This window comes from Sphingobacterium suaedae (assembly GCF_042684625.1).
Taxonomy (GTDB): Bacteria; Bacteroidota; Bacteroidia; order Sphingobacteriales; family Sphingobacteriaceae; genus Sphingobacterium; species Sphingobacterium suaedae.
This window is the reverse complement of the sequence record NZ_JBHULR010000004.1, coordinates 48,394-69,012: the sequence shown is the minus strand read 5'-3', so window position 1 is coordinate 69,012 and position 20,619 is coordinate 48,394. Positions and strand designations below refer to the sequence as shown.

General features: G+C 43.9%; 15 protein-coding genes. 5 read left to right on the top strand and 10 right to left on the bottom strand.

Features of this window, described 5'->3' with window-relative positions:
- Positions 1-227 precede the first annotated feature (227 nt).
- Together ACFSR5_RS10050 and ACFSR5_RS10045 are read left to right on the top strand one after the other, a co-directional pair.
- Positions 228-1,142 carry a pentapeptide repeat-containing protein gene (locus ACFSR5_RS10050; protein ID WP_380903302.1) on the top strand — a complete coding sequence of 305 codons (915 nt, stop codon included), beginning with the start codon at positions 228-230 and terminating at the stop codon, positions 1,140-1,142.
- 4 nt (positions 1,143-1,146) lie between these two features.
- On the top strand, positions 1,147-1,362 hold the full coding sequence (locus tag ACFSR5_RS10045; RefSeq protein WP_380903300.1) for a hypothetical protein: 216 nt from the start codon (positions 1,147-1,149) through the stop codon (positions 1,360-1,362).
- An 82-nt stretch (positions 1,363-1,444) separates the two neighbouring features.
- Here ACFSR5_RS10045 and ACFSR5_RS10040 read toward each other — a convergent pair whose 3' ends face one another.
- The 3 genes from ACFSR5_RS10040 to ACFSR5_RS10030 all read right to left on the bottom strand — a co-directional run bounded on the left by ACFSR5_RS10040 (position 1,445) and on the right by ACFSR5_RS10030 (position 5,166).
- Positions 1,445-3,247, bottom strand: coding sequence for a polysaccharide deacetylase family protein (locus ACFSR5_RS10040; RefSeq protein ID WP_380903298.1), 1,803 nt, complete (start codon positions 3,245-3,247; stop codon positions 1,445-1,447).
- A gap of 347 nt (positions 3,248-3,594) precedes the next feature.
- Complete coding sequence (locus ACFSR5_RS10035) at positions 3,595-4,656, bottom strand: hypothetical protein (protein ID WP_380903296.1); 1,062 nt, start codon at positions 4,654-4,656, stop codon at positions 3,595-3,597.
- A gap of 282 nt (positions 4,657-4,938) precedes the next feature.
- Positions 4,939-5,166 (bottom strand): hypothetical protein, encoded by a 228-nt coding sequence (locus ACFSR5_RS10030; protein ID WP_380903294.1) that lies wholly within the window; start codon positions 5,164-5,166, stop codon positions 4,939-4,941.
- Between the two features lie 151 nt (positions 5,167-5,317).
- Between ACFSR5_RS10030 and ACFSR5_RS10025 the strand changes: the two genes are divergently transcribed.
- Together ACFSR5_RS10025 and ACFSR5_RS10020 are read left to right on the top strand one after the other, a co-directional pair.
- On the top strand, positions 5,318-6,898 hold the full coding sequence (locus ACFSR5_RS10025) for a rhamnogalacturonidase (RefSeq protein ID WP_380903292.1): 1,581 nt from the start codon (positions 5,318-5,320) through the stop codon (positions 6,896-6,898).
- 187 nt (positions 6,899-7,085) lie between these two features.
- On the top strand, positions 7,086-7,511 hold the full coding sequence (locus tag ACFSR5_RS10020) for a nuclear transport factor 2 family protein (RefSeq protein WP_380903290.1): 426 nt from the start codon (positions 7,086-7,088) through the stop codon (positions 7,509-7,511).
- Positions 7,512-7,793: 282 nt separating this feature from the next.
- Here ACFSR5_RS10020 and ACFSR5_RS10015 read toward each other — a convergent pair whose 3' ends face one another.
- The 4 genes from ACFSR5_RS10015 to ACFSR5_RS10000 form a co-directional block, all read right to left on the bottom strand.
- Positions 7,794-8,846 carry an NAD(P)-dependent alcohol dehydrogenase gene (locus ACFSR5_RS10015; RefSeq protein WP_380903288.1) on the bottom strand — a complete coding sequence of 351 codons (1,053 nt, stop codon included), beginning with the start codon at positions 8,844-8,846 and terminating at the stop codon, positions 7,794-7,796.
- A 219-nt stretch (positions 8,847-9,065) separates the two neighbouring features.
- Entirely contained in the window at positions 9,066-9,161 is a 96-nt protein-coding gene (locus tag ACFSR5_RS10010; protein ID WP_380903286.1) for a hypothetical protein, read from the bottom strand.
- 819 nt (positions 9,162-9,980) lie between these two features.
- Entirely contained in the window at positions 9,981-11,006 is a 1,026-nt protein-coding gene (locus ACFSR5_RS10005) for an ABC transporter substrate-binding protein (protein WP_380903284.1), read from the bottom strand.
- A 4-nt stretch (positions 11,007-11,010) separates the two neighbouring features.
- Positions 11,011-13,170, bottom strand: coding sequence for a TonB-dependent siderophore receptor (locus tag ACFSR5_RS10000; protein ID WP_380903282.1), 2,160 nt, complete (start codon positions 13,168-13,170; stop codon positions 11,011-11,013).
- A gap of 288 nt (positions 13,171-13,458) precedes the next feature.
- On the opposite strand from ACFSR5_RS10000, the gene ACFSR5_RS09995 reads away from it, so the two are divergent.
- The gene (locus ACFSR5_RS09995) at positions 13,459-13,884 is read left to right on the top strand and encodes a nuclear transport factor 2 family protein (RefSeq protein ID WP_380903280.1); all 426 of its coding nucleotides are present in this window, start codon (positions 13,459-13,461) and stop codon (positions 13,882-13,884) included.
- Positions 13,885-14,064: 180 nt separating this feature from the next.
- Here the strand turns inward: ACFSR5_RS09995 and ACFSR5_RS09990 are convergent, their stop codons facing one another.
- The 3 genes from ACFSR5_RS09990 to ACFSR5_RS09980 form a co-directional block, all read right to left on the bottom strand.
- Positions 14,065-15,414, bottom strand: coding sequence for a glycoside hydrolase family 88/105 protein (locus ACFSR5_RS09990; RefSeq protein ID WP_380903278.1), 1,350 nt, complete (start codon positions 15,412-15,414; stop codon positions 14,065-14,067).
- A gap of 173 nt (positions 15,415-15,587) precedes the next feature.
- A complete protein-coding gene (locus ACFSR5_RS09985; protein WP_380903276.1) occupies positions 15,588-17,414 on the bottom strand; it encodes a RagB/SusD family nutrient uptake outer membrane protein in 1,827 nt (608 codons plus the stop codon).
- 10 nt (positions 17,415-17,424) lie between these two features.
- Positions 17,425-20,604, bottom strand: coding sequence for a SusC/RagA family TonB-linked outer membrane protein (locus tag ACFSR5_RS09980; protein ID WP_380903274.1), 3,180 nt, complete (start codon positions 20,602-20,604; stop codon positions 17,425-17,427).
- Positions 20,605-20,619 lie beyond the last annotated feature (15 nt).

Sequence of the window (20,619 nt, the reverse complement as noted above, 5' to 3'; positions counted from 1 at the left end):
GAGAAAAATGACCGTATTTACTCAAAATTTTGTCATTTCGTCTCATTGTACCGTCGCTGACTAGCCGTTAAAAAAGTTTTTTTTCAAAGAAACCCAACCTATACAACATGTATTCACAAGAAAACAACGAAAAGGAGCCAACATACAACGAAAAGTTGAGTGGTTTATTCGTACTACTCGCCCCAACCCCATACTTTTGCTAAGACAGAATTATAATAAAACAACGTATGTTAACGACCAAAATTATTGGCAGTCGCATAGTCGCTGCCCGAAAAAATAAGAACCTCTCTCAAGCGCAATTGGCAGAGCAGTTGTTTATCAGTGCTCAAGCGGTTGGTAAATGGGAACGTGGAGAATCCATGCCCGACATGATCACATTCAATCGCTTAGCGGATATCTTACACGTGGATCTCAACTATTTTTCCGAAAATTTTGCAGCCGATGATGCGATCGGATTGTCTCCCGTCTCCGCTGTTGTGCCTACACTTCCAAAAAAAAGACAGTGGGACATGTCTGGAGGAAATTGGTCCGATGCAGACTTCTCCGGATTAAATAATCTGGAGAAAAAACTGAGTTCGTCCAATTTTAGAAATTGTGAATTTCAGGCATCTGTTCTATCGGGGCTCCTACTTAAAGGCAATAACGTGGAGCATTGCGATTTTTCCGGCGCCAACTTGTGTCACGCCCAAATCGAGCATTCTTCGTTGGCTAAATCATCTTTCCGCGATTCAGTTTTAAACAACGCTACCGTTACGGGAAGCGAGATCAGCAGATGTGATTTTAGCGGAGCAAATCTTAGCCATGTCACGTTTAAATCGGGAGGTTTTTCAAGAAATATAGCCGCGAATGCCATTTGGTTGCACACATCATTCTTAGCTACACAACTGACTGATGTCGTTTTCGAAACCGATCTAGAACATTGTATTTTCGAACATTGCGGATTCAAACGCATTGTTTTTCAGAAAATCAATATTCATCAAACATTTTTTAAGAACAACAGCCTGAAGGGTTTGACATTCGTTGACTGTACCGCGGATCGGATGTCATATGAATTTTTAAAAAATGGCAAAGTGAATCTATCGGGACTTTCCATAGCACCTGAAGGAAACAGTAAGCTATCAACTGCGGTAACTAAGCATTAATCCCGTGAAAACCAAACCACACATATTGATTTTCAAAACATCGGTCTTTACGCGTCTCGATGTCGCTTGTTTGACGAAGCTGTTGAACAGTTTAGGTAGCTGGACATTCGATTTGGAGGACGAGGATCATGTTCTTCGGATAGAGACGATTTTCTCTTCCCAAGAGATCGAGCAGCAGTTAACTCAGGAAGGATTCGAATGCGTATTAATGCCTTATTAGGGTTTCAAAGAGCTGGTTTATTTAGCCGTCTATCGCGAGGTGATCAATGGCTCATTTTCCATAACGTCTTTATTTTACACCACTATCTCGCTTCTATCTGCATGACGATGCGCCCCCCATATGGATCAAAATCGAATAGGACTTTATCTGGTAATAGCTGTGGTTTCAAGATTTTTTCGCCTTGCTGGATCTTCACTTTTTTTACGCCAGAACGATCAATAACTCCCGTTAATTTTTCTGTAAAAAGAGTTTTGTCCAGGGTTAAGTGGGGTGTTACAATCATTCCATCTTGCGTAATCTCCACATCGTAGGTCGTGTATTTCCGTTCTTTGATGTAGGCAACTACCTCCCTAAAAGTACCTATCCAAATCTTGTCTTCCTGCGCTTTCACTTGTTGTAAGTGCTTCCAAAAAATCGCTGGATTGCTAAATTTGTCGTAACCGTAGGTGATCCCGTGTGTCATTCCGACTCCCCAGCCACGACTCTCCATCAGATCGGCCACCCATTGCGCAAGGCTCTCTGACGTGGATTTGCCGCCTAGAGACCGTTGAAGAAGCCTAGTGCCAACTCGGTTTTCATTTACGAAGGCAAATCCCTCTGGGGTTTTTGTATTGTTTGGATAGCAGAACGTGAGTGGCTGCATGCCAATCTCAGCATATAGTACGCTGTCGTTCTGAGAAACATCCTGCTTGATCTCTTCCAATGAAAATCTTCCGAAATTACGGTGTGCCCAGCCGTGATTAGAGATCTCATGTCCAGCCCGGGCCATTTCTCGCAGATTTTGCCACGTCGTCCGCGTCGTATCCACGACATGATCCGCTGAAGGATTTATTTTACTCCCGTTAATCCAGAATGTTCCTCGAAATCCTAACGCATTCAACCGCGGATTGACAAGCGTATAGTGTTCCTGCAAACCATCATCGAATGTATAACTAATCGCGCATCGTTTATCTCCTTGATAGTCTGCGATCCGGAACTCAGTAGGTGTCAATTTTATCTGCTGGTTCAGTACTTTGAACATTTGCTGTCCGAGGTATTCTGCGGCTTTTTCATTAAAGTGCGTCCGATCCTTTTGCAGTTCCATATGTCCCATATTGATCAAATAGGCATTCGGATCTTCTTCCGCAATACGTTGCATGCCTGCTTCAACCAATGGCTGATAGTGCCTATTCGCTTTTGGAATGGAACCAAATATAAAAGGTAGTGTCGAATAATCTTTTCCAGTTACAGCCGTGAGATGTTGTCGTACATAGGCGACCACCTGTTTCAGATTTTCATAATAATTGGATGCGAAGCGATCATCGCTTTCTCCTTGATGCCATAAGAAAGCGTCGATTTGGTACCCCTGCTCCAGTTGAGAGAGCGTTTGCTCAATCGCGGCATCAATAGCATCGGTAAATGATAATAACAAGGACTTACCTCCTTTTTCCACGGCAGAAGTTTGGGATAACCATGTGGGATTCGCATACCAATATCTGCCTTTTGCGGAATCGCTCGGCATTCCTATTGACGTTCCACCCACTGCCCACTTAACGACATAGAAGTCCTCTTGAAGTGCTTGGGCAAAGTGATAATAAACGATCGCATCATATGTCCAACGCCCTTCCGTTATACTTCCCTTTGGCCAAAACGGCACAAATGTACCGCTTCCATCATTCTGCGATATCTTACAAAAAGGATAATTCCCCTTGACATATAAGGAGTCACTTGCCCAGGGCTTGATATACGCGGGCAACAACGTGTTGCTTACCCGACCATCAGTATTCGATTGTCCGGCCGTAATGAGCACATGAGCAGGCTTTTTTTTTGTTTCTTGTCCATATATTTTACTGCTTATGAAGGCGAATAAAAGCAAAAAGACAAGGTGATAGGTTCTCTTTTCCATACTATAGATAGGATTATTTTATTGAAAGTATTTGTGTGCAATGGACACCAAAGTCCATCATGCCCGTTTTACTCCAAACGAAGCGCAAACAATTTTTTGTTGCGATGGCCGAAAGTATCACAAAGTGGGCACAACTTTTTTTAGGATACCGTCTTCTTGAATACCAATCTCCCATGCATACCGTTCGATGATACCCTGCAGCCCAGCTCAACGATACGGCATTTAGCCTCCTGAAACGATGGTAAACGATATACCATTCGTCGGTATCGGGTTTACAAAACACGGAATTATGTCCTGTTCCTAAAATACTAGTATAAAACAATTATGCGGTATCATGCCCTAAGCCCTTACTCCCACGCTAGCTCGACTTGGCCTAGACCGTAGAATGTTTTGCCATCTTTCGTGTAGCGCGCTGTATATACGACCGTAAAGGTCCCATCGGTTTCTTCTACCGCTCCCAAAGGAGTTCGCATGGAATGGTCTCCGGCTTCAGCCCATAGATTGTTTACAGATTGTACTTTCAGTCGGGTTTCTCTATCCCAATGCACCCCGTCTGCAGAAAGGCTATAACCGATCTCTTGGTCGCCAAAGGAATCAAAAATGGCGAGATATCCGCCCGCTTTCAATTCGGTAACTTGTACATTTTCATTAAAGACGGGAGATATCGGCACGGGATTATGCCCTTCGGGCATTCGTGTCCACGGTCCATTTAATGTGGGCGCAGTAGCCATTCCAAGGGGCCAATCGCCTTGAGGCAAATGATTGTGTCCATCGTAAAACGCATACCATTGGTCACCAACACGGTAAGGGTTGAATGCTGCGACGGCCTGCTGTCCTTCCCAGGACTGGCTGTTCGCATCGGGTTGTAACACAATATCCATATCGGCATATGGTCCAGCAATACCATCTTCGCCCGGTACGACGGATTTTGCCCGCCAGATACGTCCAGCGTAGTCATACTCTGCGATCTCTCCTTTGTCTTTGTCGCCGGCGCGATAGGCAACATAAAAAATATTCCATGCATTTTCTTCTGTGTTAAACTCCACGCCCGTTACCCAAATCTCCGAGCGCGGATTGGTGGAGCTACGTCCCGGTATACTCTCCACGATTGTGGACTGCCGTTGCCAATCCACCGCATCTGTACTTGTCCAGTGGGCAATGCGCATATCCCGATGTGGCCGCTCAAACATCTCGTTGATAAACATGTGGTAGGTATCTTTTATCTTTACCACCTGCCCCGTTTCGAACCCTCCTTTGTTTGCGCTTGCTATAACATCTGGATGTGTGTGAGAAATGACCGGCCCCTCATGTATCTTTTTAACGACCAATTGTCTTTTACTTTGCGCATTAACCGTGACGCCTAATAATACGTGTATCAGCAAACCGAAACACCATCTTCTAAGTTTCATATTATGATTTTCTTGTTTTATCCTTTTTCTATTCCCACCAACGCCAACGTTTCGCCGTCATCCAGAAGGTTTGCGCGATGCCTAGAGCACATGCATACGACCGCGACCCCGAGGAATATCAGCCGTTTAACGTGTAGCTGGTGGCATAAATGCCTCCCACGTTCTTCGCCTTGTGTATACAATCAATTGCTAATGATGGTTTATAAGCTTCTTCGCACCATAAATATAATCATGGCAACTTATACAACTGTTCTGCACTGTCATGATGTGTAAACATGTGGGTTATTTGTTCGAATTTCGAAACCGGATACTGCCCAAGATGAATAGGGTCCCTAATGCCGTATATCCGGGATAATAAATGCTTGAATAGATGAATGCAAACATTCCTCCCAACAACAACATGAATAGGCCAGCCTTCTGACCGGATTCCATATAAATCGAGGCTATAATACCTCCGATTCCTATCAGCACAAAGGTGAGGATCATCATGGAACTAAAAATAGGAGGCATTTATTAACTCTATATTATGTATAGATCATAAGATTTATTTTTATCCGCCGGTCTCTTCTTAATGGCTTCATAACTCCAGTAGGACAGCACAGGTTGCTAGTATCATTTATTAGAGTTATTATTGCTCAACACATTTTGTAAACCTACCACCATGGTCACTACGCCTGTTCTACCAAAAAATTTCATCTTCATCCGGATATTCTTCCTGTTGTATTTCCTTTCATCTTTTTCTTCATTTGCGCAACGTTCTACGTCCAATGCCATAGCATACGACGTCCGCAATTATGGTGCGAAAGGAGACGGCAAGCATGTAGACCACCATGCAATCAATCGGGCTATTGAAGCTGCTAATCAGGCTGGCGGCGGAACGGTTTTGATCCCGGCGGGACGATATCTTTGCTTTTCAATCCGGTTAAAAAGTTATATTACATTGCAAATCGATGCGGGTGCTACCATCGTTGCTGCGCATATGGACGAGCATGACGGACAATACGATGATCCAGAACCCAATCCTTGGGGTGAACTACAGTATCAAGATTTTGGACATAGTCACTTTCGGAACAGTCTAATCTGGGGCGAAAACTTAACGGATATTTCTATTATTGGTCCGGGGCTGATATATGGCAAAGGACTACAAAAATGGGGAGACCGCACGGCGGGACTAGGGAATAAGTCGATTGCCCTGAAAGCATGCAGAAATGTGATTTTACGTGATTTTTCTATTCTTCAAGGAGGACATTTCGGAATCTTGGCAACTGGTGTAGACAATATAACCATCAGCAATCTGAAAATAGATACAAACCGTGACGCCATCGATATAGATGGGTGCCGTCACGTCCGTATTTCTGATTGTCTCCTGAATTCGCCAAATGATGACGCACTCGTCCTTAAATCGTCTTACGCGTTGGGACGCCCGCTGCCTACAGAACATGTCACGATACAGAACTGCTCAGTATATGGATACGACGAGGGGTCTTTCTTAGACGGCACCTTTCAAACCACACAGAAAACTGCTCCTGATAAAGGTGTCGTAACGGGACGCATTAAATTCGGGACAGAGTCTAATGGGGCTTTCCGGCATATTACGATCAGCAATTGTACATTCGAGCATTGTCGCGGGCTAGCGCTGGAAACAGTGGATGGTGCTATCCTCGAGAATATTACGGTGTCCAACATAGTCATGCACGATATTTTAAATGCTCCTTTCTTTTTCCGTTTAGGAAGTAGGATGCGAGGCCCTAAGGATATCAGCATTGGAACATTCCGCCGAATTTTGGTGGATAATGTCATTATTACCGCTAGCAATCCCACCTACGGATCCATGTTGATGGGAATTCCGGGGCACGAGGTGGAAGACATTCAGTTCTCCAATATCTGGATACGAATTAAAGGAGGAGGTACGGCGAAGCAGGCAAGAACCATTGTTCCTGAACTAGAAACCGCGTATCCCGATCCTCAGGAATTTGGTGACATACCTGCGTATGGATTCTTTATTCGTCACGCGAAACGTGTTTATATGAACAATATTCGTTTAGAGTTTGAGCAGGCCGACTGGCGTCCAGCGTTTATATTAGAAGATGTTAAGGGGGCTTACTTTACTAATATCACGGTGCAATGTATGCCGAACATTCCGCGCTTCGTACTAAAGGACGTATTTGATTTTCTACTGCAAGAAACTTCTGCCACCCGCCCTGTACGATTCAAAAAGACAAAGTCAAGATCCCTCTTATAATTGCTGTTATACCCTGTTTTTCTAGCGCTCGACGCACATCGCTTTTCCTTTTTCACCGATTTCTCCCCCATATTTGCCGAGAAAAACAAGCGGCTGATCTAATCCGTATTTCGTGATCTGGGGATCTCGCCTACCTTTGAACCATCAAATACGCAATAAAAGATTTACATAATAACAGCTTAACGACATGAAAAAGACATTGACAAGCATCGCTACAGCATTAATCATGATTACTTCATTCAGCTCTTTTGCGGCAGAAAAAACGAATCCATTGAAATACGTAGCATCCAACAAAATTATAGAGACATACCTCGCTGCCACGACGTTCGGAAGTATTGATTTCAACAATTTCCTTTTTACGACAGATTTCGAGTATACCAATAGCGCGAATGGCGACCGTTTTAACAAATTGCAATATACCGACTTTTTGAAGGCACATAAAGGTATTAGGTATGATTGCACGACCAGTTACGAGATCCTTGATCAGACCGGAAAAGCCTGCATGGCTAAAGTGACAATGAAATTTAATACGTTTACACGGATCGATTATATCACGTTAAATAATACCGCGGAGGGATGGAAGGTGAACAAGGTCGCAACGACTTATCCTTAACTCAGGAATATGCCAGATTTTTAGTTGTTTAATAAAAGGAGAGCCTACGTAAGTGTGGGCCCTCCTTTTTTTAGCAATATAGAGAAGAACAACAAATACGTGGCATTTCCTACCGCACGAAAAAATATTTAAAAAAGTAATATAAAAATCATACAAAACTAGATTGCATAACGCTAGGATCTGTTAAAAAAATAAACACTGGTCGAACCCGGTCTTTACAGGCTAGGCGCATTATCCAAATAAGGTATCCACGTATGAAGCGATAGCTTTACCTTCCAAGAATTAGTTTTTCAAACTTTCTATGTCGATAACAAAGCGATACTTTACATCGCCTTTCAACAACCGTTCATAGGCTTCATTGATATCTTGCATACGGATCAGTTCAATATCCGATACAATATTGTGCTCCCCACAAAAATCCAACATTTCCTGTGTTTCAGCAATACCTCCAATCATCGACCCTGAAAAGCTCTTACGGGCGGGGATCAAACTAAAAGGAGCAACAGGAAGCGGATACTCCGGCGCTCCGACCAATGTCAATGAACCATCTCTCTTGAGCAGGCTTAAATAGGCATTAATATCATGTTGAGCGGATACACAATCTAAAATAAAATGAAGAGATCCTACATTTGCGTGCATCTGCGCCTCGTCTGTTGATAAAATAATCTCATCTGCGCCAAGACGTTTTGCGTCGTCTACTTTGGACGCCGAGGTCGTAATGACCACAACGTAAGCGCCCATAGCCTTCGCTATTTTCACCGCCATATGACCTAGTCCACCTATACCGACTACACCCACTTTTTGGCCGGGGCCGACATGCCAATGCCGTAAGGGAGAATAGGTTGTAATACCGGCACACAATAAGGGAGCCGTCGAAGCCAAATCCAAATTGCTTGGAATACGTAACACAAAATCTTGATCGACCACGACCCGTTCTGAATAGCCTCCAAAGGTTTGCTGGTTGAGGTGCTTGTCATGTCCGTTATATGTTTGAATGTTGCCATTCTCGCAGTATTGCTCCAAACCTTCTTTACAGCTTTCACATGTTCTGCAACTATCGACCATACAGCCAACACCGGCTAACTCCCCGACCTTAAACTTTGTGACGCCCGCTCCTACTTTCGTAATCCGCCCTACAATTTCGTGTCCCGGAACATTTGGATAGACCGTGCCTCCCCACTCGTTACGTGCCGTATGGAGATCGGAATGGCAAACTCCGCAGTATAAAATATCGATTTCTACATCGTTCGTTTGCACTTCGCGACGATCCACGGTTAATGGTTTCAAATTCTCTTTGGCCCCCGATGTGCCAAACGCTTTTGCTGTTGTTGTCATATATAGATATTATTGTTAATGATAAAATATAAATCAACGCTAACCCGCTTTCATTCATCGTCTACCGACATACATTTAATACAAGTTTTTACCTTTTTTTGTTTTTCCATTGTTGCATGTGCCATATACGGATCACCTTAGGATGAACAAATGTAAAACGAAAAACTCATAACTAAGTTGCTATGAGGCTCAAATTACTTTGTTCTAAAGCTCACGGTCCTATTTTTCTGTAGGCGTCATATGATACTGCTTTTTAAATGCTGTAGAAAAGTAAGTTGGTTTTCTGAAACCAACAGCAAGGTAGACGTCTTGCACCTTCCGCTCCTATTTTAATTCATCGTAAGCGGCTTATAGCCAACGCTTTATCAACCATTTTTGTGGATTCAGATTGCTCATTTTTTAAATCGCGCTTGAAGGTTGCCAGACTACGCCCGGTATACGACGCGATTTGCTCCATCGTTAGGTGATATTTATAATTTTCATTCAAAAATGTCAAAATATCGATATTCTATGGATCCACAAAATCAAACAATATAAGGTAAAGTGCTCTGCATTATTCAAGACGGCATATATGCCTTCGAGTAACTTTAGTTGCGTGGCCCCATCTATCGGCTTGATCTGTTCATCGTATATGAGGTCAACGATCGAAATAAACTGGTGAAATTCGGCTTTGGCGCTATACGGAATACACTATCTCCCCAATGGGTACTTTTTTTGGTATCGTCTGCTTATCTCCAATCTAAAAATCACGCAACACCTGACGATTAAAGGTCATCGTGATATCTTTATATAACTCGTTGCCCTTACTATTTTTTATACATATCCAAACGGTGATCGCAACGGATAAAATGCACATTCGCCAGATTGTATTTTTATTTTTTTGTCAACTACTTTGCAAATCAGCTCACCTGAATAAATATAGACTAACACGTGTTCTGGGTTGTATGTATACATTTTGCAATCCTCTCTGTGACACAAGACAGAAATGCCGGTTAATTGATGGTTTTCCAAGTTTCTTGCTCGCTCATGTGCCTAATATCATTGTAGATTTTACAAAAATATCAATATTCTAGCAATGCGCCCATTGGGGAGATTACACCAACTTTTCGTCTGAGCCCGGCTTGTAAAACATTGTTACCACAAGGTAATAATTTTCTCGGCGTGGTCTTTTCCGTATAAACGTGTGAGGGTTTTTTCAACAGATTGTTTGGCATTTGTATGCGCTTCGGGATAGGCCCATTGGTGTATCGCACTCGCAGTACAAAGTGCTTTTAGTGTATGAGGATTGTACAAAAACATGGGCACAAGATTAAATATTTGTTTATTCTTTACGGCACCGATTTGACGAAATTCTTGACGATCGTAAAATAAAGAGGGACTATCGTTCCACATGACAATCATGTCCGGATCCCATTTGATCAGCGTTTCGGCATTGATATTGGGCTGGTCGACTTCGAATGGGCAAACATTCGTTACACCAGCCATCTCCAAACAGGTGTGCATCATACTCTTGGTACCCGTCGTAGAAAAAACTCGGCCGTAGGCCCATGTAAAATAGACCCGCTTTTGGTTTTTCATACCGTGTGTACGTTTCTTCATTGTTTCCACTTCATGTTGGACATACGAAATAAGCTCCGCACCTCGCTCTTCCGTTCCTGTTAAGATGGAAATATCCTGTACTGTCTTTAACACTTCTTCCTGCACATTGGCATGAACTGCATACACCTGTATGCCAGCATTCCGCAGTGCCCTAACCATCTCTTCCTGCGCTGCGTGTGCTATCACCAAATCGGGTGCTAACTGGATGACATGTTCTATATGTGCACCGTAATTCGTTCCCGTTGATGGCAGTTTTTTTTCAGCAATTCGGCTATCCAACTTGGCGTAAAAAGGATAAATATCAGACGTATAAACTTCGTGATAGATCCCGATCAGATTGCTGTCTGCGTGCAACATATATAAGGCGTCTAAGCCCGGCTCATACAAGCAGACGATACGTTGTGCGGCTTTTCCTAATGTCACCTGTTCACCTAGGGCATCCTTTACGATAATTTGATGTTTATCTTCCCTATCTGTTCCGGATGTGGCTAGTTGGTTGCAGCTTAATGTAAAAAGACACAACGTTGTACATAAGAAAAGAATGATTTTATTGTTATTCATGTTACTAAAGATTTATACCTAAGGATAGCCGAGCATGTATCGGTGCCATCTGCACCCAATAATACATGTCTTTCCCACCGTTACGCCATGCTGTGGAGTACATCTTGTCGTTTAATACATTATTTATTATCAAACCCACACGATATGTTTCATTGCTCCACCCGGCCCCTGCATCCAGTCGGAAGACATCCTTTAGAGTCAGCGGATCGGTGCTCGTAAAGCGTTCTGCCCTACCCGACAAAAGCTGATAACCGACAGATACGTTAAACCCCTTGAACGACTGTAGGGGTAATAAATAATTCAACCATGTGTTCTGTATGTGTTTCACCCGATTGGGTGTGGCCATCCCAACATGGGCGGGGATCATATCGTCTGCAGTAATCTTCGAGTCTGTGTACGCATAATTGAATACCGCGTTTAATCCCTGAGCCAAACGTCCTTTCAAATCAAATTCTATTCCTCTCGATTGGCTTTCTCCTGTCTGATAAATCAGATTGGATGTCGGATCTGGCGTGATCAGACGATTACGTTCGATATGATATATAGAGACACTGGTGTTCCATGCCCCATCCATCCAATCGCGTTTTATTCCCATTTCATAGTTAATCCCCCGAAGAGGCTTCAATGCATTTCCATTGACCGATAGGCCTACCTGAGGCAAATAGCTCTGATCATGGAGTGCATATAATGTGGTATGTGTATCGACGGCATAGCTCAGCCCCAGCCTCGGCGTCGCCACTAGATCTTCCGAATTGCCCCGTTCTCCATAATCATTGGTTTTTCCGCGAGATGCAGTCAATCTTAACCCGAACGTGACGCGTAGCTTATCCTTTAGAAAAAACAATTCATCCATCACGTATGCAGATGCATACGATAGTTGCCTATGTATTTTGTTTTCTTCCGAAACAGTAAGATTTTCTGAATCAAAATCTCCTCCCTGACCATGGTTCAATATGGTCTCCGCATATCTGGGATTTGATATGGAGAGCGGATAGATTGTGGTAGCCGTTGCCCAGGTATCCCAACTTCTCGACGATTTACTATTGATATCAATTCCCATAATAGCATGATGGCTGATTTTGCCTGTCTTAAAACGTCCTGTGAGATAGAACTGCGACGAAAGCACTCGGTATTTATTAGAATCAAATACTAAATTACGGTTCAAGATGTCTGGATCGACTGGATCAGCAGCGTTGACCCAAAATAGCGTTCCATCGTAGCCACTGTGGATATAGGCGAGCTTCCCGGTCAATTGCCAAGCCTTTTTAAATCGACGTTTATACGTCAGAAAAGCATTATGATCATTTCCTGAAAAAGGACGAATACTTGGGTCAGTTACGGTGAAATCGCGAGGTAGCGTTCCGTAACCATATGGCGACATCTGTGCCTCGCTTAAGAGTAGATAGTTTAGTTGCTGATAGATATATTCAGCTGTGAGGGAAGCGTTTTCATTAACATGATACGTAATGGATGGGGCAAACAAAACGCGGTTATTCCGATCATGCTTCATAAACCCATTTCCACGCATCCCCATCAGATTGAAGCGATATTGTACCCGATTATCTTTATCCAGTTTACCCTCGGTATCAATAGCTGCACGCCATAGTCCAAAACTTCCTGTCATCATATCCACACTCGTCCTCGTCTGCCCTGTAGGCTTCTTGGTCACCACATTATAAGCCCCAGACGGGTCGCTGATTGCATGCATAAAGCCGCTTGGACCTTTCAAAAATTCAACGCGCTCCACGATAGCAACATCATCAGCAATTGGCCCTTTACCCAAAGGACGCATGTCTACGCCATTCCGTTGTGCACTGATGTATCCCCCCCTCGAATAAATATCAGGCGAAATACCGTTATGCAGTTCCTCCCGTAAGGTTCCGCTCACATTTCTTGTGGCGCTTTCGTTTAGATTGCTTACGCCCTGATCCCTCAAAACTTCGCTGTTTATTACCTGAATATGCTGAGGAACACGCAGGAGCAGTGCTTCCAAGCGTAATCCTTCCGATAATTGTTTGGGATTATAGCGTTTATAATACTTTGAAGTTATCTCGACCTCTTCCATACGAAAAGATTTCACGGTATCACTGGGCGAAACCTGTCCATGAAGTATATAGGGTAACACAAACAAAGCGCTTGCAATCAGCATTCTAGTTTTTGCCATAACGGAGCTATTCAACGGTCACTAATTGCAAAAATAGATGTGCCGTATTAAAGTCCATTAAGCGGGATATTAGAACAAAATTAGAAAGACGCAGAAGGCTTGTAGACAACCGGCTCTCGACTGACATCCCGAACTAAGAACCAACGAATCGGGCTTACCGACTTCTTCACTCGCTTTACCGAGAAAACCAATAGGTTAGTCTAAACGTTATTTCCGACTGCTAAAAGCGGTATTACCTTTGAATTAACAAATACGAAATAAACAACCTTAACATACAAACTAAAAGACATGAAAAAGACGTTAACAATCCTAGCTATCGCCGCATTTTTAACCGCTTCTTTTAGCTCATTTGCAGCCGAAAACAACAGTCCTGTAAGACACGTGATATCCGACAAAATCATTATCTCATACCTTGACATCGTGACAGTGGGTAATATGGATACGCATGAGTATATTTTCGCAGCTGATTTTGAGTATTTCAATACAGCAAACGGTGGTCGTTGCTACAAAAAACAGTACGTCGACTTCCTAAAGGCGCAACAAGGAGTGAAGCATGATTGCCAAACAAGCTACGAAATCTTAGATCAAGGAGGTCGCATTTGTATGGCAAAAGCCACGATGAAATTTAAAACCTTTACGCGCGTAGACTATATTACACTAACGAACGATACAGCGGGTTGGAAAGTGAGTAAGGTAGTGACCACCTATCCGTAATCCACTTTACGAAAGTTCGCTTAATCTGTAATTCTCCTTACGTAGGGACATCACGTTTACAATACTCCAAGATGGATAGCACGATGTTGTCAGAACTAGCTTATCCCTTGCGGGCGGTGAACAATAAGCCTCCAATAGACAGGCTTTGGAGGTTTATTGTAGAAATGTGTTTATACGATATCAGAATTGCACGGAACTATCGTTGATGACAAATTTCTTTTCAGCGATCAATTGGTACACTTCTGCACCGGCCATGATTACGGGACCGTATCCATGTGCGGCAAACTTATTGACAGGACGGTAATAATAGAAGGCTGGATCAAACCCCATACCAGTACCGACGCATGTTCCTTCGACCTGTCCTTCCCTATTAATTTTTGTCTGTACAGCATTCCATGCTTGAAGCACCATAGGACCGTAGGCTTGGGCATCTAGCCAGCCGGCATTGATACCTCGTGCGATACAGTATGCGTAAATAGCTGTTGCTGATGTTTCCAAGTATGAATCATTCTTATCGAGCAATTGATGCCAAAAACCTGTTCCGTGTTGCAAAGGAGCAAGACCTGCTACGTGTTTTTTAAACTGTTCCATTAAAGCATGACGGGCGGGATGTCCTTCGGGAAGCACATTTAGCAGTTCTACTTTAGTAAGTAAAGCCCAACCGTTGGCTCTAGCCCAGTGAAAAGCGGGATGTGGTTCCATACCCTCTACCCAACCATGCCGGTAAAGTCCCTTTTCGGTGACAAACATCTTCTCGCAAAACAGCCAGAATTGTTTGATCGCTTCATCCGTATAACGGGCATCGCCTGAAAATTTTCCCTTTTGTACTAACGCCGGAAGGCTCATATACAAGTCGTCCAACCACAATGTATTGGGTTGTGGTCTATTACGTGCAAGGGTACCATCTTTCAGACGAAATTCTTTTGTCAAGATGTAGTCGATGTAATTGTCCGTGATGGGCTTAATATCTTTCTGTAACACACCCGACTGTTGTGCTTTGATCATGGCAGCACACATGGCCCCCGCGTCGTCCAGAGCCCTCGGGTGGATCACGGAGTGTACAGGAGAATGGTATCCAGGGTTTTCTGCTTCAAGCTTTTGGAAATGCGGCAATACATCAGCAATAAGCTCCAGACGCCTGCGTGTATATTCGGCGTATTTCGGATCTTTGGTTACTTCAGAAGCTCTGAGCATCGCGCCATAGGTCACCCCCCATTCATAGCTAATCAACCGGAAGTCGCCCTTTTTAAAAATCGTATTGGTATCCATCTTCGTTAGATCGCTAACCGGTTCATGATTATTCGGAAACTCCAATGCTACTGGTGTTACACGATCTAGATAGCCATATACGCGATCGATATCAGCACGAATGCTATCGAGTGTTGTCTCTCCATACATCACTGGGTAGTCTGGTTTCAGTAAATGCAAGGGCGTATTCGAATCATTTGTCTCGACTTGCTCGGCCGGTGTTTTAGGTTGGCACCCATACATCGCCAAAAGGGCGAAAGATACGATCGATATTTTTCTCATCTGTATAAGTTTATATAATCTATTGTTCATACGTTGGTCCGCATGTTAAATATACGGCGGAATCACTAAACAGCCGTTATGGGGTGTCATGTCATATTCGAGCCCGCCATATTCCTCGAACTGAAAAACCCCGCATAGCGATATGCGGGGTTGCTACGGACAGGGCCACATCCTTATAGTTTGAACGGCAAATACCAGTTGTTCATGTCCATTAATTTGCTCCGCACTTGAGCGGCCTTAGGATTATTCGCTTTTACAAGTTTTTCATATACCTTATCCGCTAGAAAGGCTGGATCATTTCGACGACGGGCAATGCGACACAAATCCGACCAGCGTACTCCTTCAAAGGCCAGTTCTGCGCTTGCTTCTTCGATAATCTTATCTTCCAGCACGTCTTTCGGCACATTATACGCCGTCATAATTGTACCGTAGCCGTTAACTGTCCCCGGACCGTACTCAATTCCTTCCAACTGCAACGAAGGCATACCTGCACGACCACGGATACCCGAATTCCGATACCACACACCACGGACAATACTGTTGTTATCCCGCGCATCAAAATAGTACGGCGAAGATACCGGATATGTTCTCCTGTCCAGTCCGAATCCTTCATGCGTGATTTCCGATTCCAATTCGAAGAAACTTGTTGAGGCGATGGTGCCGGCCGACGTAAAGGCGCCGTAATAAAAAGTCCTGATCAAGCCGTGGTTTAATAGGGCGTAAGCTACGCGACCATGTCCATCGCGGTTGGCTGCTTCTGCGAAACGGAGGTGGGCTCCGGCCGCCCTGAAAATGTTCCAACGTCCGCCTCTGTTTAATAGGGTCAAGGGTTCCGCTGTATGGTCTGTAAATTTTGTGATGACAGGACTTCCATCTGCCGCCACTTCATAGGCCATCTTCCCGCGAGCATCCCAAGGAATACCGTTATTATTTGTTTGGGCATCCCAATAATCCATGATTTTCTGAGATGGTCGAATTTGATAGCGCCCCGCTTTGGAAGCCAAATCAACAAATGGATTACCGGGAGCGAAACCATTATCATATGGGATCGACCAATTCCATTCGGAGTTCCATTCCCGGCTTGTGTTGGTTAGGGCAAACATACTGCGCCAACCCTCCGTAAGCGAATTAATTAGCGATGAGCCTTCTTGCGCTCGGGTATATCCGACATTAAAATATGACCAGCCAATCCTGTTGAAATTGAACAGGTAATCAATATTTGCATTGTTATCCTCTGCTGTCAAGACCTTTTTATACCAATAAGCTGCGTGATAATAATCGCCTTTCCACAGATATAATTCGCCAAGGATATGCGGCTTGTTCACGAAAATTTTCTGCGTGCTGGCTCCATCCGTAGTGAATATCAATGAGGATCCTTCTGGATAGGCGTAGCTTTCCAAATAGGGAAGATCTTTAGTATCTTTGATCAACGAATCAATAAGATCATCGAAAGTCGTTTTGGGGTAATCGTTTAGCCCAGCAATTTGATCAACGGTTTCTATCGTCTGCTTGACATAGGGTACCTGCCCAAAATGGATACCTAATTGCAAATAGAGCCAAGTCCGCAAAGCCGCGATATCCGAATATCGTTCGTTAAATTCAGCATTGCTCAATTTACCTTGCACGTTCATGATTTGAAAATTCTTCAGTGCATCGTTGCAACTAAAAATAATTTTGTAAAAAGCTGCAGGGTCGACGTACGGGTTGTCCGCCGTTACTTCGTGATTGGACAATTGCTGTAGGTAGGGGTCAGCCTGTACCGTCACATCCATCAAATCAGCACGTAATTCATTCATGAGGATATACTTGTCGCCCATTGCGGCGACCTGCCCATAAATACCTAGTACCGCAGCGTCAGCATCCGCTAAGGTGTTGTACATCATCGAGCGATCTAATTTATCTTCGGGCAGGAAGTCCAGTGCCTTTTTGCACGATGTGGCAAAAAGCGCACTGGCTGCCAAGATCGCCCATATAATAGTTGGTTTGTATGATCTAAACATATGTATAATTTTAAAGTCCCAAACGTAATCCCAATTGGAACGATTTAAACTGTGGCTCTAAAGTCACATCAATGCCTTGATGGAATATGTCCCCGGTTTGTGCGAATTCAGGATCGTAACCCAAATAATTGCTGAATGTCAATAGGTTGTTCGCTGTACCGTAGAAGCGTACATATTTGATAATTTTTTTATTGACAGGCAGCCCGTATTCTACCGAGACCTGACGAAGACGTAGATACGATCCGTCCTCGATCCATCGGTCAGAAAATCGTGCGTTGCCCATTGGATCGTTAAAACTAGCCTTGGGCACATTCGTTAATTGACCTTCTGCCCGCCAACGGTTCTGTAGAAGCTCTGTTTGGTTATAGAAAGAACTTCCAGACTCCAATTGCGCCCGGGTGTAATTATAGATATCGTTTCCTAACGAAAAGGTAAACAATGTCCCGAAACGCCAATTTTTGTAAGTGATGGTATTATTAAAGCCTCCAAACAAATCAGGATTTGGGTTTCCAATCACGTATCGATCGTGATCGTCAATGATCTTGTCTCCATTTTTGTCCGCGAACCTTACATCGCCTGCGGTAAAAGGAATCTTATTTCCAGCAACATCATGTATACCAAGATCTGCTGTGGCTGCTGCTTCCGAGGTGGTAAACACTCCTTCAAATTTATACCCATAAAATGCATTAGGCACGCCCCCCATTTGGGTTATATAGGTCGCCCCGGCGTAGTTGGCAAAGGCTGTTTCAGGCAGGCTCAGCACCTCACTTTTAACGTGTCCCAAACTTAAACTGGCATCCCATTTCACGCGCGTATCCACCAAACGTCCGAAGAGACTTACATCCACCCCACGACTACGTAACGAACCATTGTTGTAGAGGTAGTAATTTATTCCGGAAACGGTATTCCCCCTATTGTACGCAAGCATATCTTTGGTGGTGTGTTGATACACGTCAACGCTTAGATTCAACCGCTCGTGAAACAAAGAAAGATCGAACCCTGCATTGATTTTTTCAACGCGTTCCCATTGCAAAAACGGGTTGGCAACGCCATTTCGTATCAAGCCTTGCACACCTAAGAAATTCTGGGATATATAGGTTTGCCGAGCATCGTAATTACCCACATCATCATTGCCGACAACACCATAACTGGCACGTAACTTTGCTAAGTTTATTGATGTACTTCCTTTTAAAAACTCTTCGTTGGAAAGTACCCAAGCACCACCGATCGCCGGGAATACGCCATACGCTTTCCCCCCAAGCTTCAAACCTTGCCTTACGCGATCGCCGAATCGAGAAGATCCATCGACTGAAACCGAGGCATGAACAATATATTTATTCTGCCAGGTAAAATTGCCCAACGCATAGCTTGTGAGGTTTGCCCATTTACCAATGTGTCCACCATAGACACGAGACGACGCCGTCGAATTCCCGATACTAACCAATTGATCTGTCGCCGAATTGTATCCCAATGCGTAATCCTGTTCCGCATCGTGTTTGTGGTAACGCACTCCAGCAACTGCCTGTAGATGCCCTTCTCCCAACTGTTGAGTATATTGAATACGGAGGTCGTTGGAAATCGCGTAGTATCGTGCTACTTGAGCACCTAACCGGCTATAAACTTCCATATTGTTTACCGTATCCTTGGCTACTCCTTTCTTCGGAACAAAGAAATCTTCCTGCGCCTTATCGTACGTTACGGCAGTTAGATTCGTCATTTTAAAACGGTCGTCGAAGGTATAGTCAAAAACGAGCGAACCTAAAAACCTATACGCTTTCTTATTGTTAATCCCGTTATGGATAAGTTGTAGAGGATTCGAGTAGCCAAAATAATCTGCTTCGGCGTAATTAGGTGATATCTTACCGTCCTGAGAGACCTCATTGGGATGTAGAAATGGAGCCTTAATTAACGACAAAAACAACGGATTGGTTTTTGGCGACAGGCCTTGGTCTTTTAGTCCTTGTTGACCATAACCCACGGATATATTGGTTTGCGCCGTCAGTTTTGAACCTAAACGCATATCCCCATTAAATCGTGCGGTGTAGCGATCTTGTTTCGTATTATCTACAACGCCCTTTTCATTATTGTAACCCACCGATAGCGCGTATTTTGCGATATCATCCCCACCTGTCACCCGTAAAAAGTAGTTTTGATCTACCGAACTTTTCAATACTTCTTGTTGCCAGCTCGTTTCATTGTGATATTTAGCATAATCCTGAAAATTTTGATTGTCATTATTAAAAGGCATTGCAGCGATCTCTTCTCCCGTATACGACGATGTCGCGAGGACATCATTCAAGTAACTGCGGTACGCATAAGCATTCATTACGGGAATTGTCTTCGGCGCAAAATTATATCCTGTTGTAGCTTGCAAATCAATCTTTGTCGCCAACTCTTTGGCATGGTTTGTATTGATAATCACTACGCCATTTGCCGCCCGAGCACCGTAAATAGCTGTCGAAACAGCATCTTTCAACACAGTGACATCTTGGATATCACGCAAATCAATATGCTGTAATGGGTTATTTTCATGTCCCGAGGTAATGGAGGCACTCAACATTTCTACATTGTATACGACACCGTCTACGATATAAAGTGGCTGGTTATTCGTGTAGAGTGAATGGCTGTTTCGGACGAACATATTGGCACCAATGGAGGGTGTTCCGGATTTACGCACAACGTGTACGCCTGCCAGCTTGCCTTGCAGGTAGCTGTTTACGGTTTCTGAATTCTGCTCCCAAGCGTCTAATTCTAGCGTTCCCTGTGCGCCTGTTGTTTTTAAAACACCGTTATCTCCAAAGACTGTATGCGTAGTCTTATAAAAAGACTGAAAGCCGGATGGGTATAAAACCACTTCCATATCTTCGTTCGCCAGCACGGGAACGACCTTTGGAATATACCCATCCATAGACACCTCCACCACCGCATGTTGCGCAGGAATATCGAGTGCGAAGCGCCCTTGTGCATCTGTTAGCTTGGCCACCGCCGTACCAAACGTGACACGTGCTCCTGCCACCGCTTGCCCCGTTCGGCTATCTACAACGATACCGCGTACTGGCGAGTTACCTTGCACTAGTCCTTTTCTTGTCTCAGCCGCTGCATCTCGTTGCTGCGCAAGTGCATCACCACCACTCAACATGGCTAACAAAAACAACGTGCCTAATTTTATACTTATTCTTTTATTATTCATGGTTATGTGCAGTGC